The 15,611-nt window shown below is 69.1% G+C and carries 14 protein-coding genes and 2 pseudogenes; 7 read left to right on the top strand and 9 right to left on the bottom strand.

Translation table 11 applies throughout. The features are described 5' to 3' along the window. Positions 1-64 precede the first annotated feature (64 nt). Both pcaC and ACH4TV_RS44185 read right to left on the bottom strand, forming a co-directional pair. A complete protein-coding gene (gene pcaC, locus ACH4TV_RS44190) occupies positions 65-1,363 on the bottom strand; it encodes a 4-carboxymuconolactone decarboxylase (protein ID WP_398407082.1) in 1,299 nt (432 codons plus the stop codon). 32 nt (positions 1,364-1,395) lie between these two features. Continuing rightward, entirely contained in the window at positions 1,396-2,493 is a 1,098-nt protein-coding gene (locus ACH4TV_RS44185; protein WP_328751548.1) for an IS110 family transposase, read from the bottom strand. 423 nt (positions 2,494-2,916) lie between these two features. Here ACH4TV_RS44185 and ACH4TV_RS44180 point away from each other — a divergent pair. Continuing rightward, a pseudogene (locus ACH4TV_RS44180) lies at positions 2,917-3,832 on the top strand (glycosyl hydrolase); the annotation flags it as partial. A gap of 175 nt (positions 3,833-4,007) precedes the next feature. On the opposite strand, the pseudogene ACH4TV_RS44175 reads toward ACH4TV_RS44180, so the two are convergent. After that, positions 4,008-4,339: pseudogene (locus tag ACH4TV_RS44175) on the bottom strand (IS21 family transposase); the annotation flags it as partial. A gap of 1,000 nt (positions 4,340-5,339) precedes the next feature. On the opposite strand from ACH4TV_RS44175, the gene ACH4TV_RS44170 reads away from it, so the two are divergent. The 3 genes from ACH4TV_RS44170 (at position 5,340) to ACH4TV_RS44160 (ending at position 7,579) form a co-directional block, all read left to right on the top strand. Continuing rightward, the gene (locus tag ACH4TV_RS44170) at positions 5,340-6,017 is read left to right on the top strand and encodes an SDR family NAD(P)-dependent oxidoreductase (protein WP_319289091.1); all 678 of its coding nucleotides are present in this window, start codon (positions 5,340-5,342) and stop codon (positions 6,015-6,017) included. A gap of 240 nt (positions 6,018-6,257) precedes the next feature. Continuing rightward, on the top strand, positions 6,258-7,145 hold the full coding sequence (locus ACH4TV_RS44165; protein ID WP_319097254.1) for a hypothetical protein: 888 nt from the start codon (positions 6,258-6,260) through the stop codon (positions 7,143-7,145). Beyond that, complete coding sequence (locus tag ACH4TV_RS44160) at positions 7,142-7,579, top strand: nuclear transport factor 2 family protein (protein WP_319097255.1); 438 nt, start codon at positions 7,142-7,144, stop codon at positions 7,577-7,579. Before ACH4TV_RS44165 ends, ACH4TV_RS44160 begins: the two co-directional genes overlap by 4 nt. A 352-nt stretch (positions 7,580-7,931) precedes the next feature. Here the strand turns inward: ACH4TV_RS44160 and ACH4TV_RS44155 are convergent, their stop codons facing one another. The 4 genes from ACH4TV_RS44155 to ACH4TV_RS44140 all read right to left on the bottom strand — a co-directional run bounded on the left by ACH4TV_RS44155 (position 7,932) and on the right by ACH4TV_RS44140 (position 10,706). Next, positions 7,932-8,627 (bottom strand): TetR/AcrR family transcriptional regulator, encoded by a 696-nt coding sequence (locus tag ACH4TV_RS44155; RefSeq protein ID WP_319097256.1) that lies wholly within the window; start codon positions 8,625-8,627, stop codon positions 7,932-7,934. Positions 8,628-9,002: 375 nt separating this feature from the next. After that, complete coding sequence (locus tag ACH4TV_RS44150; RefSeq protein WP_218779565.1) at positions 9,003-10,025, bottom strand: zinc-dependent alcohol dehydrogenase family protein; 1,023 nt, start codon at positions 10,023-10,025, stop codon at positions 9,003-9,005. 139 nt (positions 10,026-10,164) lie between these two features. Further along, entirely contained in the window at positions 10,165-10,491 is a 327-nt protein-coding gene (locus ACH4TV_RS44145; protein ID WP_319097258.1) for a hypothetical protein, read from the bottom strand. Continuing rightward, complete coding sequence (locus ACH4TV_RS44140; protein ID WP_086746780.1) at positions 10,488-10,706, bottom strand: hypothetical protein; 219 nt, start codon at positions 10,704-10,706, stop codon at positions 10,488-10,490. The genes ACH4TV_RS44145 and ACH4TV_RS44140 overlap by 4 nt, the downstream gene beginning before the upstream one ends. A gap of 136 nt (positions 10,707-10,842) precedes the next feature. Here ACH4TV_RS44140 and ACH4TV_RS44135 point away from each other — a divergent pair, with 136 nt between their 5' ends. Continuing rightward, a complete protein-coding gene (locus tag ACH4TV_RS44135) occupies positions 10,843-11,790 on the top strand; it encodes a helix-turn-helix transcriptional regulator (RefSeq protein WP_319097260.1) in 948 nt (315 codons plus the stop codon). A gap of 308 nt (positions 11,791-12,098) precedes the next feature. Here ACH4TV_RS44135 and ACH4TV_RS44130 read toward each other — a convergent pair whose 3' ends face one another. Beyond that, positions 12,099-12,542, bottom strand: coding sequence for an SRPBCC domain-containing protein (locus ACH4TV_RS44130; protein WP_319097261.1), 444 nt, complete (start codon positions 12,540-12,542; stop codon positions 12,099-12,101). 5 nt (positions 12,543-12,547) lie between these two features. Further along, on the bottom strand, positions 12,548-13,483 hold the full coding sequence (locus tag ACH4TV_RS44125; RefSeq protein ID WP_398407081.1) for an NADP-dependent oxidoreductase: 936 nt from the start codon (positions 13,481-13,483) through the stop codon (positions 12,548-12,550). Positions 13,484-13,634: 151 nt separating this feature from the next. Between ACH4TV_RS44125 and ACH4TV_RS44120 the strand changes: the two genes are divergently transcribed. Together ACH4TV_RS44120 and ACH4TV_RS44115 are read left to right on the top strand one after the other, a co-directional pair. Continuing rightward, on the top strand, positions 13,635-14,642 hold the full coding sequence (locus ACH4TV_RS44120) for a LysR family transcriptional regulator (RefSeq protein ID WP_319097263.1): 1,008 nt from the start codon (positions 13,635-13,637) through the stop codon (positions 14,640-14,642). Positions 14,643-14,836: 194 nt separating this feature from the next. Next, positions 14,837-15,547: an SDR family oxidoreductase gene (locus ACH4TV_RS44115; RefSeq protein ID WP_086746775.1), complete on the top strand. Its 711-nt coding sequence runs from the start codon at positions 14,837-14,839 to the stop codon at positions 15,545-15,547. The last annotated feature ends 64 nt before the right edge of the window (positions 15,548-15,611 follow it).

The following is a 15,611-nucleotide window of genomic DNA, read 5'->3' as shown; positions in this document are numbered from 1 at the left end:
GGCAGCTGAGACCGGTCTCAGACAGGTGCTTTCGCCACCCGGCTCGGCAGTCGCGCCCGCGCACTCACTCCTCGGGAGTCGTCTCCTCCCGGATGACCTGCTGGGCCACCTTGAACGCGCTGTTCGCGGCCGGTACCCCGCAGTAGACGGCGGCCTGGAGCAGCACCTCCTTGATCTCGACCGGGGTGAGACCGTTGCGGAGGGCGGCGCGGGTGTGGAAGGCGAGTTCGTCGAGGTGGCCGCCCGCGACGAGGGCGGTGAGGGTGACACAGCTGCGGGAACGCCGGTCGAGGCCGGGCCGGTTCCAGATCTCCCCCCAGGCGTATCTGGTGACGAAGTCCTGGAAGTCCCCGGAGAATTCGTCCGCCTCTGCGAGTGCCCGGTCGACGTGCGCGTCGCCGAGCACCTCCCGGCGGACCTTCATCCCGGCGCCGTACTGGTCCGGACGGCCGTCTCGCGCCTCGGGCTGGACGACGGGCGGCGCGATCTCCGCGATGGGGGCGGTCGGCTGGGGAGCGGCCAGGACCGGCTTGACCGGGGCCGCCGGGATGGCCATCTGGCCGGTGGCGGAGTCGTACGCGGGCTGCCAGGCCGTCGAGAAGTGGCGTACGAGGAGGTCGGTGACGGCCGCGGGCTGCTCGACCGGGACCAGGTGGGAGGCGCCGGGTACGACCGCCAGGCGGGCGTCCGGTATGCCCGCGACGAGGGTGCGGGCCTCGGCGGGGCCGGTGACCTGGTCGTCGGAGCCGACGAGGACGAGGGTCGGCACCCCGACCCGGGCCAGTTCACCCCGTACGTCGAAGGAGGCCAACGATTCGCAGGCGGAGATGTAGCAGCCGGGATCGGTGGTGCGCACCATCTGTACGGCCCACTCGGTGATCGCGGGCTGGGCGGCGACGAACCCGGTGGTGAACCAGCGCTCGGGAGAGGTACGGGCGATGGGATCGAGCCCGTTCGTCCGGACGATCACCCCGCGCTGGCGGAACTCGTCGGCGGTCCCGAAGCGGGGCGAGGCGGCGATCAGCGCGAGCGAGGCCAGCCGCTCCGGGTGGCGCAGCGCCAGTTCGGCGCCGATCGCACCGCCGAGCGCGCAGCCCGCGTAGCCGAAGCGCTGCACGCCGACCGCGTCGAGCGTGGCCAGCAGACGGCCGGCCAGGTCGGCGACCGACCCGGCGGGGTGCGCGGGGGCGCCGCCGTGTCCGGGCAGGTCGAAGCGGAAGATCCGCCACTGCTTGACGAGCTCCGGTATCTGGCGGTCCCACATGTGCCATGTGGTACCCAGGGAGGGTCCCAAGATCAGGACGGGAGCCTCTTCTGGCCCGTCAAAGCGGTATTGCAGGGTGTTCGACGGTGTCTCACTCACGCCTCAGACCCTCTCACGTATCACGGACGCCCCTATAACCCGGGGGTGCGGGAAACCGGTCTGACCAGGTTGAAGACCTCGCGGGCGGCATATCGCTTGAGGCATCGGATGATCTCACGGCGGGTCTTGCCCTCCTGGGTTCGGCGTTCGTAGTACGCCTGGGTGCGCGGGTCGTGTCGCAGCCGGGTGAACACGATGCGGTGCAGGGCGGCGTTCGCCTGGCGGTCGCCGCCGTGGTTGAGCCGGCGCGTGCTCCGCCGGCCCGAGGAGTACTCGACGGGGCTGACTCCGCAAAGGGCGGCAAAGGATGCCTCGGTGTTCAGCCGCTCGGGGTTGTCTCCCATGGTGATCAGGAGCGTGACGGCACTGTCCGGGCCGATGCCCACCGGTACGAGCAGCTGCGGGGCGTGGCGCTCGACGAGCCGCGTCAAGCGCCGGTTCAGCTCATCGATCTGCCCGGTGAGCTGCTCGATGCGCTCGGCGAGCATACTCAGGGTCATATGGGTGGCCTGGGCCACCGCGTCCTCGTCGCCCCCGCCGTCGCACAGGCCAAGGCGCGCGCACGTGCGGAACAACTCGGCATTGCCCAGGCTCGACAACCGCTCCCGCAAGGCGGGGTCAGCTATGACCAGGACGGCCTTGAGCTGGTTGATCGCCTGGGTGCGGGCCTTGACCGCGGAGTCCTTGGCGAGTTTGAACATCCGAGCGCTGTGCACCGGACCGTCGCCGGTTTTGGCCCGGGCCCGGGCGCGACCGCTGAGCACAGCCCGCGCAGCAGCCTGCGCATCGAGCGGGTCCGACTTCCCGAGCAGACGGCGGGCCGAGCGGTCGGGCCGGTTCACTTCGAACACCTCGACGCGCTGAGCCAGCAGGTAGCGGGACAGGCCCGCGCCGAAGGTACCGGTGCCCTCCACACCAGCCCGGCGCACCACCCCCAGCCTGCGGGCCCAGACGAGCAGCCGACGGTAGCCGGTCGCCGTGGCCGGAAAGGACTCAGTGCCCAGGACCTCCCCCAGAGGGGAGACCACCGCGGCAACATGAATCTCGCCGTGCGTGTCCACGCCCAGGACGACCTCGCCCGGAACGGGAGGATCCGTGCTGGAGGAGGTGCTGCTCTGTCGGGTCGTCATGATTGGTTCGCCTCCCGCGTGGTGACGTACTGGGTGGCTGGCACCGGCCTGCTCGGGCGGTCTGAACCGTGATGGCGCCTGAACTTCGGCAAGGCCCCTATTGGGACACGCCCTGTGGCTCGGTGACAGCAGACACCATCCCGCAACGACAGTCGACAAGCCTGTGACTGGACACTTCGGTCATAGATCTCATGAGTCAGACCCCGCCCGGGATAGCACCACGCAACAGTCCCACCAGGACCGGCACAACGACATGATCCGATCACTGCCGGATAGGTTCGTCCGAACCGGTGCTCAACCTGGCCTGGACGGGCTGACAGTGAGTTGACTTCTCGTCCGCCCATGACCGGCATTGACGGCCAGCCGTGTGGCCCGCCTTACCGGGAGTCCGTCGTCGGCCATGGCACGAACGGGCTGGACGAAGCCAACTTCGGGGGCGACGGCGGCGGCACCCTCACCGACCCGGCCAACGAGTGCAACATCGCTCAGGATTACGTCTACCTCTCCATCCAGGTGACCCAGAACTGCGCTGTCAACGACGGCAGTTGGATCGACGACGCCTCCAAGGTCACGTCCTACGACGTCGCCCCGGCCGACAACGCCACCGGCGAGACCCGCTTCATCGCCCCGCTCGCGGCCGACGCGGAGAGCCCCTCGACGTGGATCGCGGGCGGCCGTCACGTGTGGGTGCAGACTCACGGGTACGCCATCCGCAGCGGCGACGAGTGGGCCAGCGTGACGACCTCGGAGCCGACCACACCGCGACGGCCGTCGCGGCCTCCGGCGGCAAGGTCTACGCGGCCTGGTGCGGCCCCTGCAACAACCAGGGCTCCGCCCGCGGCATCTCCGTCGGCAACGCTGGGGGCACCTCCCGGACGGAGTCTGGGGGAGGCACCGGCTGGCACGACATCACGCTCCCGGTCGACGGGACCGTACCCAACCGCTACCTCTGCGGCTTCGCCGTCGACCCGAAGAACGCCGGCCACGTGGTCATCACGGTCAACGGCTTCCCCGGGCAGTGGACCGAGGGCCCGGGCCCGGGTGCGCGTGTCGGCCATGTCTTCGAGTCCAAGGACGGCGGCACCACCTGGAAGGACATCTCCAGGAACTTCCCTGACGTGCCGGCCGACTCCGCCATCGTCACACCGTAGGGCGGCCTCGCCGTCGGCACCGACCTCGGTGTCGTCTACCGCGCCCGGGCCGAAGCACCTGGCAGCGCGTCGGCGACCTCCCGGCCGTCGCCGTGCTCCAACTGAAGCTGGGCCTTGACGGCCGCACCCTGTACGCGGCCACGCACGGCCGCGGCATCTACTCGATCAAGGTGCGCGACTTCGGCTGACGGTGACGACGAGGAGGGGTGGCCGGGCCGATCGCCGGGTCATCCCTCCTTCGCATACGGCACCACACTCACGTACAGCGTGAACGCAACGCGCGACGCGCCCCCCTCACATCCGGAGGGCGCCACCGGCCCGACCGTCGCGGTCGACCAGCGGGCCAGGACGAACGGCGCGGGGCGGCAGCGGCTTGAGGGCCGCGTGATCGCGGGCGGCCCGAGTCCGATGACCTCGTGGTGCGTTGCGTGGGTGCGGGCGCGTCGCTGCGGCACCCAGGCCATGAAGGCGGCGTCCATCTCCTCGGTGGAGGAGAAGGCCCGTCCGGCGAGCACGTGGTCGCGGACGATCAGGACTTGGCGCTCGACCCGGTCCTTGCCGGTGGGCCGGTAGGCGGCCAAGACGTCGATGTCGATGTCGTAGTGGCCGGCGAAGCCAACTGCCTCCGGATGCAGCGGGACCGCTTCACCTGGCGCGGCGTGCCAGCGGACGACGGTTTTGGTCCGGTCGCAGACACGAAGGCCCAGATCCGGTGCCGTGTGCTGGTGTGCCGGTTGATCCACTGCCACAGGAAGCCGTAGTCGATCTGGGCCTCCTCGCCCGGCTCGATGTCCTCGGGCAGGACGGTGACCTGCGACCTCTTCACTTTGTCGGGCAGCGTGGCGTGCGCCCAGCGGCGGAACGCGGAGATCGGCACCTGAAGCTTGTGCTCGTCGCGCAGCCGCTGGTGGATCGTGGTGGCCGTCACCGTTCCCAGCAGGCTCTCGATGTAGTCACGGTGCTGGTCGATGTCCGTCCAAGTGATCTGCCTCAGTCGGAAGTTGGCCAGTTCCAGGAACCAGCTCTTGAACAGTCCGGCCCAGTCGGCCTCGCTCATCGGCGGGCCGCCCGTGACATCGACCACGACGAACGTTCTCCTCGCCATCCGGGCTGCCCATCGGCCTTCCCACCCACAGGCCGAAGACCGCTCACGCGAACTCCGCGATGACCAGGTCCCTCGATCCCGAACTCCGCCGCGCCCATTGCCAATCAGGAGAATTCAGGATGAAGAATAACGAAGTAACTAAAACACCCTAGATGGGGAAAATCGCGATCGCCGACAATCGTCGGACTGTAGGGCGGTGCCGCTCGACGCGTGACCGGTCGGGGCTTGTGACGTCACAGCACTGCGGGCCCGCACCGACCGCCACCCCGGACGCTAACGGCCGCGAACCGTGCGCCCGGGCTCGATTGAGCACGTCAGGCCCGCTGGATGTTTGGTGCGAGCCCGCGCAGGAGTCCGGTGAGGGAGCCGCCCGAGTGACCGCACGCCGCGTCGCCTTGAGCACGCCGATCAGCTTCTCCCACCCCCGGGCGCCAGGGCCCACATCACGCCACGGGCAATCGGATCACCCTATCCAGTTCCGTGGTACCGTGGCGACAACGAACCGGAAAGAGCTATCCGGATCATGAATCGGATAAACCTATCCAGATCTCTGCCTTCCGGTGCCATGTCTTCCTGAAAGGGACTTTGCCGTGACCAGCATCGCCATCATCGGAGCCGGCCCCCAGCTGGGTCTGGCCATTGCCCGCACCTTCGGCTCCCAGGGCTTCAATGTCGCTCTGATCTCGCGCAACCGCGAGAAGCTCGACGGGCTCGTCGCCACCCTGTCCGGCGAGGAGATCACCGCCGCCGCGTTTCCCGCAGACGTGCTCGACCGTGACGCGCTCACCCAGGCACTCAAGGACGCCGCCGCGAAGTTCGGCAGCATCGACGTCCTGGAGTACTCCCCGGTGGGGACCTTCGGCTCCACGGCTATGACCACCCCGGCCGACACCGATCCGTCCCACGTGCAGCACGAGATCGAGTTCCAGCTGTACGGGGCGATCGCCGCCACCAAGGCGGTGCTGCCCGCGATGCGCGAGGCCGGTGCGGGCACCCTGCTCTACACGACCGGCGCCGGCTCCATCGACCCCGTGCCGCAGGTCGGCAACGTCAACGCCGCCGCCGCGGCCCTGCGTAACTGGGCGGTCAACCTGCACAAGGAACTGGACGGCACCGGCATCCAGGCCGCCCACGTCGGCATCGACGTGTCGATCGGCACGCCGGCCGTCCCCGGTTTCCCGACGGCCCAGCCCGAGGAGATCTCCCCCGTCTACTGGGAGCTGCACACCACCAAGCGCGACCAGGCCGAGCTCGTCTTCAGCCTCTGACACCGGACCGGCTTGCGTCATCCGTCCTTCGTCCAACCTTGATCGCGCCGCGGCGTTCCGGGCCGCGGCGCGGTCAAGGAGAAGAGCTCGGCTGCGACGGATACTGCCGACCGCGCCGTTCGCGGCCTCGGGCGTGATGGGGACCACCGAGTCCAGCGAGCAGTTAATCCCTCACACCCGCGGCCTGCTGATGCCTGCCATCAGCCAATCCCCCCACCGCATTTAGAGGAGTAGACCGGCATGACCACGACCACCGATCCGTCCTACGTCGACCCGGCACTGATCAACCCCCGCGCAGTCCGTCTCGTCAAGGCGTTCAAGGACGCTCTGGCCCGCATGCGGGACGAGGAGGGACTGACCTTCGACGACCTCAATGCGGTCACCGGCCTGCTGCAGAAGGCCCAGGCGGCCACGGGCGCCCCGCTGGCACTGGTCGCCATGCCGCTGTTCAGCGAAGTCTTCCAGGGCGGCCGGGACGGCTACACCCCCTCCGAAGAGGTCAACAGCCCCACGTACATCGCAGGCTCCCCACGCATCGACAATCCCGGCGTCCTGCCGATGCGACCGGACGAACCCGGCACTCCCCTGGTCGTGTCCGGCCGCGTTCTGGACGGCAACCGTCGGCCGGTCGAGGGCGCCAAAGTGGACATCTACCATGCGGCCAACAACGGCGACTACTCCGGGCTGTACGACGACGGAGTGCCCACGTACAACCTGCGCGGCCACCTGTTCACGGACGCCGACGGCCGCTACACCTTCACCACCGTCACCCCGGTCGCCTACGCCGACTCCCACATCAGGAAGGTCGACGGGGTCGTCCAAGCCGTCGCAGCCCTCGGGCGCAGCCTCTACCGTCCGGCCCACATCCACTACGAGGTCCACCACTCCGACCTGATCACTCCCTGGCGGGGTGAGGTCTATTTCAAGGGAGACCCGGTCATCCCCGTCGACTTCGTCGGCGGAACCCTGGCCCCTCCCGCGCTGCAGGCCGACACCGTCCTGCACGAGGACCCCAAGGACACAGCAGCCGCAGGCTTCCAGGGCCCCTACCGTTCGATGGAGTTCGACTTCGTCCTCAAGACCCGCACCAGCCCGGACAGCATCACCCCAAACGGAACGACGGCATGACCGACGAGGACGCGACCGCCTGGGCGCTGGCCCGGCTCAGCACTGCTTTTTACCACCACTACGACCGCCGCGAGTACGACGCGGTGCTTGAATTCTTCGCCCCCGACGCCCTCTACGAGCGGCTCGGACAGAAGATACGTGGCCATGGCGAGATCCTGGACCTGCTCAACGCCCGTCCAGGGCCCGAGGAGCTGACCGCCCGCCACATAATGGGGGCCACGCACTTCCACACCATCGGCGACACCACCGCTCAGGGAACCGTCACCCTGCTCGGGTACGGCGGCCGCCCACCCACCGAATCCGGACCCGCCCCCTACACTGTGGCCACCGGCGGACACATCTTCGAACAGGCCGACCACTACCGCCTCGACGACGGGCGCTGGAAGATCACCCACCGCACACTCCACCAGATCCTCACCCCGATCCCCGACTGACGATCCCCACAGGGGAGCGCCGGGGTTCGGGTGTGATCCGCCGGTTCACCGACCGGAGCAGTCTTCTCCTGGCTCTCTTCGCCGAGGCCGAGTTTCAGGACGCGTGCAGGTCGGGTCCGCCTCCCCTCGGCATAGGGGCACCGGCGAGAGAACGACTCACGGCGTTCGCATGTGCATTCATCGAGTGCGTCGCGACCGTCACCGACCTGGGTGTCGCGTCGCTACGCCAACTGCCTCGCGAGCGCGGGTACATCTCCACAACTGCGAGTGCCCGCCACCGCCATGTGCCAGCGCTCTTGCCCGACATGCCGCACCCGTGCCGCGCCCCGGCACGGGTGCTCCGGTCCTGAAGTCAGCCGCCCTTGCCCGGCACCGGTCTGGTGGTGCCCTGGCCGACGCGGAGCATGGCCCTGTAGAGCGCGTCGTGCCCGGGCGAGCCGGGCAGCGGGCCGCGGGCCGGGGCCTCAAGAGACTGGATGAACAGGGCGACGACGCGCCGCCAGGCGTCCGGGGCGGCGTCGCCGGTGGCGTTGACGACGCCGGCGTTGGCCATGTGGATCAGTACCAGGTCCGAGGGGTCGAAGTCCTCGCGCAGGCGGCCGGTGGCCTTGGCGCGGTCGATGAGCCGCAGCATGGCTTCGTACGCCCCGTTACGGCGTTCCTCCAACACCTTGGCGGTAGGGAAGGTCATGGTCAGGACATCGGCGAAGCCGTTGTCGGCGGCCTGCATCGCGCAGGCGGATTCGATGTAGCCGACGAAACCGTTCCACGGGTCGGGGTCCTCCAGGGCACCGGTGACCACGTCGGCGTAGGCACCCATGCGGTCGGAGAAGACGGCGTCGACCAGTTCCTCCTTCGTGGGGAAGCGGCGGAACATGGTGGCGATCCCCACGCCCGCCTCGCGGGCCACGGAAGCCATGGAGGCGCTCAGGCCGTCCCGCGCGAACACCGTGCGCGCTGCGGCGATGATCCGCTCCCGGTTTCGCTCGGCGTCACTGCGCAGAGGCTGAACGGCGGGACCGTCGGGGTGCTGAGCGCCAGGGGTCATACCAGCCAGTCTAGCAATCGGATTGACCTATCCATTTTTCGTGCTGCGCTTGCCACAGCGAACCGGAGGGCGCTATCCCAATTCAGGAACATACAGGTGACTCCGTGACCAGTATTTCCATCGTCGGTGTCGGCCCCTGGTGGGCCTGGTCATCGCCCGCACCTTCGGCTCGAACGACTTCGGTGTCGCCCTGATACTCGCGAAAGCGCCAGAAGCTCGAAGGTCCTGCCGTCCTCTCGTTGCGCCACGGCGCGACGAGAGGACGGAATCGGTGTTCACGCGAGTGGACCACCGGTGACCGATCGGCGTGATCGACGCCGCCGAGGACCGGCCCACGGCCCGCGCTTCGGCCGGGAGGCGGCGTGAGCTGGTGTGTCAGAGGGTGAGCAGGACCTTGGTGGCGCGCCGCTCGTCCATGGCCTTGTAGCCCTCCGGGGCCTGGTCGAGGGGCAGGGTGAGGTCGAAGACCTTGCCGGGGTCGATCTTGCGGTCCCAGATGAGCTGGATCAGGTCGGGCAGGAACCGGCGCACCGGGGCCGGGCCGCCGAGGGTGTGGATCCCGGCGAAGAACAGCTCGATCCCGGGGATGGACACGTCGTAGTTCACGCCCACGTACCCCAGGTGTCCGCCGCCGCGGGTGGCGCCGACGGCCTGCATGAACGACTCCTGGGTTCCGACGGCCTCGATGACCGAGTGCGCGCCGAGCCCGCCGGTGAGTTCCTTGATCTTCGCTATGCCCTCGTCGCCGCGTTCTTCGACGATGTCGGTGGCCCCGTAGTAGCGGGCCAGCTTCTGCCGCTCGGGGTGCCGGGACATGGCGATGATGCGTTCCGCGCCCAGTTGTTTGGCGGCGAGGACAGCCATGAGGCCGACCGCGCCGTCGCCGACGACCGCGACGGTCTTGCCGGGTCCGGCCTCGGCGGCGACGGCGGCGTACCAGCCGGTGCCGAGCACGTCGGAGGCGGCCAGCAGTGCGGGGATCAACTCGGGATCGGGCTGTCCCGGGGTGGCGACCAGCGTGCCGTCGGCGTGCGGGATGCGCGCCTTCTCGGCCTGGGTGCCGATCCCCCCGTGGACGAACTCGGCGTGCACACACTTGGACTGGAACCCGGCCCGGCAGATCTCGCAGGTGTTGTCCGAGATGACGAACGATCCGACCACGAAGTCCCCGGGGCGGACGGTCGTCACATCCGAGCCGACTTCCTCCACCACGCCCACGTACTCATGGCCCATGAGCGTGTGGTCGGCGGGCTCGATGCCGCGATACGGCCACAGGTCGGAGCCGCAGATACAGGTCGCGGTCAGCTTCACGATCGCGTCAGTGGGTTCGACGATCTTCGGATCCTCGCGCTCCTCGACCCGGACGTCACCGGCTGTGTGCATGACTACTCCACGCATGGGTGAGTCTCCTTTTTCTGTGCGTCGGCGCCTGTGGCGCCGGTGGATTTCAGGGAGGTACGGGATCTCCGCACTCTCTTCGGTATGCGCATTTCGCGCCTGCCCCTGCTGAAAGGGCGTAACCGGCCCCGGGCGGGCGTCACGCCGTAGCGGCCTGGATGCGCGCCATAGGACGGCGACGCTGGATGAGGGCGATGGTGATCGCGGGGATCAGGGTCAGCGCGGCGATGCCGGTGCCGACAGCCGCCGGGCCCGTGGCCCTCAAAGGGGACTCGGTCAGCGCGGACCTCAGAGGGAGCGCCTGACCCGCGAAACTCACCCCCAGGAAGATGAGCACCGGGTTCGCGCCCAGCCCGAACAGCCCCAGCAGGGCGATGAGCGCAACCGTGGGCGCGGCGTGGCCGGACAGCAGGCAGAGCGCCAGCAGCAGGACCGTGGTCACCGCGGGGGCCACGGTCCTCGTCATGTGCGGACGCCTGCCGCCGTCAGCGGCGCGCCGACGATCATCCCGACCGCGAAGACAGTGATCAGCAGCCCGGCCACCACGAACTCGGTCGTGCCCATCAAAAAAGTGCCGAGAGTCAGCACGTAGACGACGAGCGGAAGCCGGGTGGGTGGACGCTCGCCGTCGTCGACGCGTACACCGGCAGGGGCGTGGAGGGTACCTCCTCGCGTGGTCATACATCATCTCCGCAGGGATCGAGAACGTGGTTCGCGTCCCACGAAACAGCCTCCACCGCGAGCGCGGGAGGCTGCGTTTGTCGGGGGTACAAGCTCGACCCCCCTCCCCACGGTTGTGGACCGTAGCGTTGAGAGCATGGAACGCCGCCTGGACAACCGCGCCGACATCCGTGACTTTCTCGCCCGCCGCCGCGCCCAGCTCACCCCCGAGCAGGTCGGCCTGCCCACCAGCGGCCGGCGCCGGGTACCCGGGCTGCGCCGCGAGGAGGTCGCCGTCCTCGCCGGGGTGAGCACCGAGTGGTACACGCGGCTGGAGAAAGGCCATATCAGCGGCGTGTCCGACGATGTCCTCGAAGCGGTGGCCCGCACCCTGCAACTCGACGAGGACGAACGCACCTACCTCTTCGACCTGGCCAAAGCCGCCCAGCCCAGCCCCGCCACCCGGCGCCGCCGCAAGCCCGTCGACGTCCCGCCCCGCGTCCAGTGGCTTCTGGACTCAATGACCCTGTCCGCGGCGTTCGTCACCAACGGCCGCCTGGACATCGTGGCCACCAACGCACTCGCCCGCGCCCTGTTCGCGCCGATGTTCGACAGCAGCACCACCGACGAACGCAGTCGCCCCAACTTCGCCCGGTACTACTTCCTCGACGACGCCTCCCACGACTTCGTCCACGACTGGGACGGCGCCGCCAACATCACCGTCGCGCTGCTGCGCGCGGAAGCCGGCCGCTACCCAGGCGACAAGTCCCTGCGCGCGCTCGTCGGTGAACTGTCCACGGTCAGCACCGAATTCCGCGCCCAATGGGCCGCTCACAACGTGCGCATCCACCACGGCGGCGTCAAACGCTTCCACCACCCCGACGCCGGCCTCCTCGAACTCACCTACCAGCCGCTGGACCTGCCCGTGTCCGCCCGCGAAGCGCACTCCCTGACCATCTACACCGCCGAGCCGGGCACCCCCCACGAAGACCGGCTCAAGCTCCTCGCCAGCTGGGCGGCCACCCCTGCTCTGCACCAGGGTGCACCCGCCACCCACGCCGGCCGCCAGGAGAAGGGCGCCGACACCCACGGCCGAGCTGACTGATGAGCAGGCCGAGGCATACGGGACGTTCACCGAGGTGCCCGCGCGCCCTGAGCCGGAGCGAGCGTGCGCCCGAGGCGAGGCGGTCGGTGAGGGTTCGAGGGTCTGGAGACCGTGCGGGTTGCTGAGCGGTACGTCGATCCCCGCCTTGACGGCCATGCGTGCACCGCGACGCCGACGATGCCGAACCTGCCGTTCGTTGCTTTACCGCGTGGTGCTGGGTCTGCGTCTTCGGGTGTACCCGCGCCCGAAGACCGTGGGGAGTTGCGGTCTTCGGGCGCGGACGTCTCCGGTGTGGGTTGCGCGGGTGGTCAGTGTCCGGAAAGGAGTCGTTCTTTCAGGGCCCTGCCGTACCTCGCGTAGCTCTCTTCCATCTGGGACCGGGCGGGCTCCACGGTTTCCACGGCGGCCGTGCCCGTGAACTCCTCGGATTCCGTGAAGCGTGTTCCGCCGTCACGGGGCTTGAGATCGAAGGAGTGCCGCCCCATGAGGACGTCGGGTATGCCGCCCTCCCAGACGAGCCGCCGAGGTGCCTCGTAGTGGGCGACCGTGAATCTGTACTCCCCGTCGCTCTCGGTCCCCAGCGTCACCTGGGCCCGTAGCTGGGTTCCGGGGAGTATTTCGGTGGGAGCATCGATGAAACGCAGCGCGGGGTGCCACTTGGCGTATCCGGCGAAGTCGGTCAGCACCTTCCACACCTCCGCCGGGGGAGAGGCGATGTCGGTGACCGCGGTGATGACGGGACTGTCCTGCATGGTCCTCATGCCTCCCTGCGGTTTTCCAGGACGATCTTGCCTCGGACGTGGCCGCCGTCCAGCAACTGCTGGGCCTGCGCCGCTTCTTCGAGCGGGAATGCCCGCTCGACGTGCACCGTGAGCTTGCCCTCCTCGGCGAGCTCCACCAGCCGGGTCAGGTCGTCGCCGTCGAGGTGGAGGTAGACGTCGATGGCCCCCGCGTACTCGGCGGCGGACCGCGTGATGGAGGCGACCCGCGCACCGAGGGCGGCGATCTCCTGGGTCGTGGACAGGGAGCCACGCCCGGCGGTGTCGAGGATGGCGTCGATCCCGTCCGGGGCGATCTTGCGTACCTGCTCGACGAGTTCGTCGCCGTAGCGCACGGGCGTCGCTCCCAGGGACTCGATGAACGCCTGGCTGGCCTCGGAGCCCGTCCCGATCACCCGGGCGCCCCGTGCCACGGCGATCTGGACGGCGAGGTGTCCGACGCCTCCCGCCGCCCCGTGGACCAGGACGGCGTCTCCGGCGGTCACCTCAAGGCTGTGCACGATCGCCTGGTAGGCGGTCAGCCCGGCGACCGGCAGTCCGGCGGCCTGGGCCCAGCTCAGGTTCCTCGGCTTGCGCACCAGTTGGCGCGGTTCGGCCGAGATCTTCTCCGCGTAGGTGCCGTAGTGCATGGCCTTGTCACGGACGAAGCCGATCACCTCGTCGCCCGGCCTGAATCCCGTCGTCGCGGGTCCGGCCTGCTCGATGACCCCGGCCAGGTCCCATCCGGGTGTCACCGGGAAGAGGGAGTCCACGAGAGGATCCGCGTATCCGGCCTGGAAGGCCAGGTCCGCCGGATTGAGCGCGGCTGCCTCGATTCTCACCACCACGAGATCGGCGAACATCTTCGGATCCGGAACGTCGACGACTTCAAGGACCTCGGGACCGCCGAAGCTCTGGTACTGAACGGATTTCACAGCTCTGCCTCTCGTGATGTGTGATGCGTGCGGGGTCGGCACGGCACGAGCACCTCGACCGGCCGGGGGCCTGGGAGGCGCACGACCAAGCTGACCAGGGCGTCAGCGGCGGAGCAATGACTGTCTGGGCAACAGGTAATACCTTGGAAGCATGAATCAGTTGGAGACCCGGGAACTCGCCTACTTCGTGACCGTGGCCGAGACCCTGCACTTCGGCCAGGCCGCGGAACGCCTCGGCATCACCCAGCCGCCCCTGTCCCGCGCCATCGCCCAACTGGAGCGCCGCGTGGGAGTCCCCCTGCTGAAACGCACCACACGGCAGGTGACGCTGACAGCCGCGGGCGAGGTCTTCCTGGCCGAGTGCCGCACGATCCTCGCGGCGCTGGACACCGCCGTACGCAAGGCGCGCAAGGCCGCCGTACCGCAACGGGTCACCGTCGCGGTACGCCCCGCCGCGGGCCCGGGTATTCTGCCCGATCTCCTCGCCGTCGGCGCACGGGGCCCGGACGGCGTGCTCACCGAGGTGGTTTTCACCTACGACGAGATCGGCGCTCTTCGGGACGGCACCGCGGACGTCGCCCTGATGTGCCAGTCGGTCGCCACCCCCGGCTCTGGTCTCGAGGTGATGGAGCTCGGCCTTGAGGAGCCGGTCGTCCTGCTCCCGGCGGGCCACCCTCTGGCCGACCGCCCGTTTTTGACCCTCGCAGAGGTGGAAGCACTGCCGGGCTACGAAGCGGAACTGCCCCACGAGGCGCTGGACACCATGGTCGACCGCGTCGCACTCGGCCGGCTCGTGGTCGTCGTCGGCGACAGCGTCCGGGACCGCCTCGGCGGATCCGTACGAGCAGTGCCCGTCTACGGATACCCGCCCACCCAGCTGGTGCTGGCCTGGCTCCCCGACGCGCGCCCGGCCGCGTCCCGTCTCACCGCGACCGCCCACGCCGTGCTGGACCGGCGCACGCGGCTACCGCAGGTCCTGGAAGGCACCGATCTCAGCGGAACCGGAACCCGGCCGTTCGCGGACGGCAGTCAGCAGGATGCACAGCGGGCGGCAGCTGCCCGAGCTCTGGGGGCCCAGGTCATGGCGGCAGAGCGGAGCACCGAGATTCAGCGCGTCGATCCGGCGGCACTCGTCGACTCCGACCGAACCGCCACCTGATCCCCTCGTACATGGTCTGTGCCATGACCCATGAGTCGCCGCCAGCAGCTCGCCGGCGAGCCACGACGCCTCCTCGCGGAGCTCCCACCCTGAAAGGACTTGCACCTGACGTTAGCGAGAGGTTTTAGCGTAGCTGGTGTCGACCCCGCCCACGGTGCGTCCGACGCCGCACTCCTACGTGAAGGACCTCTCCCATGGACATCGCCAACTCTGTCGCCCTCGTCACCGGTGCGGGCCGCGGCCTCGGCCGACACTTCGCCACCCAACTGCTGGAGCGGGGAGCGTCCAAGGTGTACGCCACCGCGCGCAACCCCGAGAGCGTCGATCTGCCCGGAGCGGAGGTGCTCCGGCTCGACATCACCGACCCGGCCTCCGTCGCCGCCGTGGCGGAAGTCGCCTCGGACGTGACGCTGCTGGTCAACAACGCCGGCATCAACACCGTCAACGGCCTGGTCAACGGCGACCTGGAGCAGATCGAACTGGAGATGGACACCGCCTACTACGGCCCGTTGCGCATGATCCGGGCTTTCGCCCCGATCCTGAAGGCGGGTGGCGGCGGGGCCATCGTCAACGTCCTGTCGGTCGCCTCCTGGGTCCCGTCAGAGCACTGGGGCGCCTACCACGCGGCCAAGGCCGCCGCGTGGAGCCTGACCAACAGCGTCCGCCTCGAACTCTCCGCACAGAACACCCTGGTCACCGGCCTGTATCTGGGACCCACCGACACCGACCTGGCCAAGGGACTGCCGTTCGAGAAGAACGATCCGGCCGACGTCGTCAGGGCCGCGCTCGACGGGGTCGAGGCGAAGCAGGCCGAGGTCATCGCCGACCCGATGTCCGCGCAGGCCAAGGCGAACCTGGCCCTCGACCCAGCCACGGTCTACGCACCGGCCGCAGCCACCGCCTGACCACCACCATCACGCGCCACGGGGCGCGACACGTCGTAACCGGGAAGCGCCCCGTCCGTTTCTT

It is taken from the genome of Streptomyces sp. NPDC020898 (genome assembly GCF_044333925.1).
Taxonomy (GTDB): domain Bacteria; phylum Actinomycetota; class Actinomycetes; order Streptomycetales; family Streptomycetaceae; genus Streptomyces.
The sequence above is the reverse complement of the archived record's forward strand: the minus strand, read 5'-3'. Positions and strand labels throughout refer to the sequence as shown.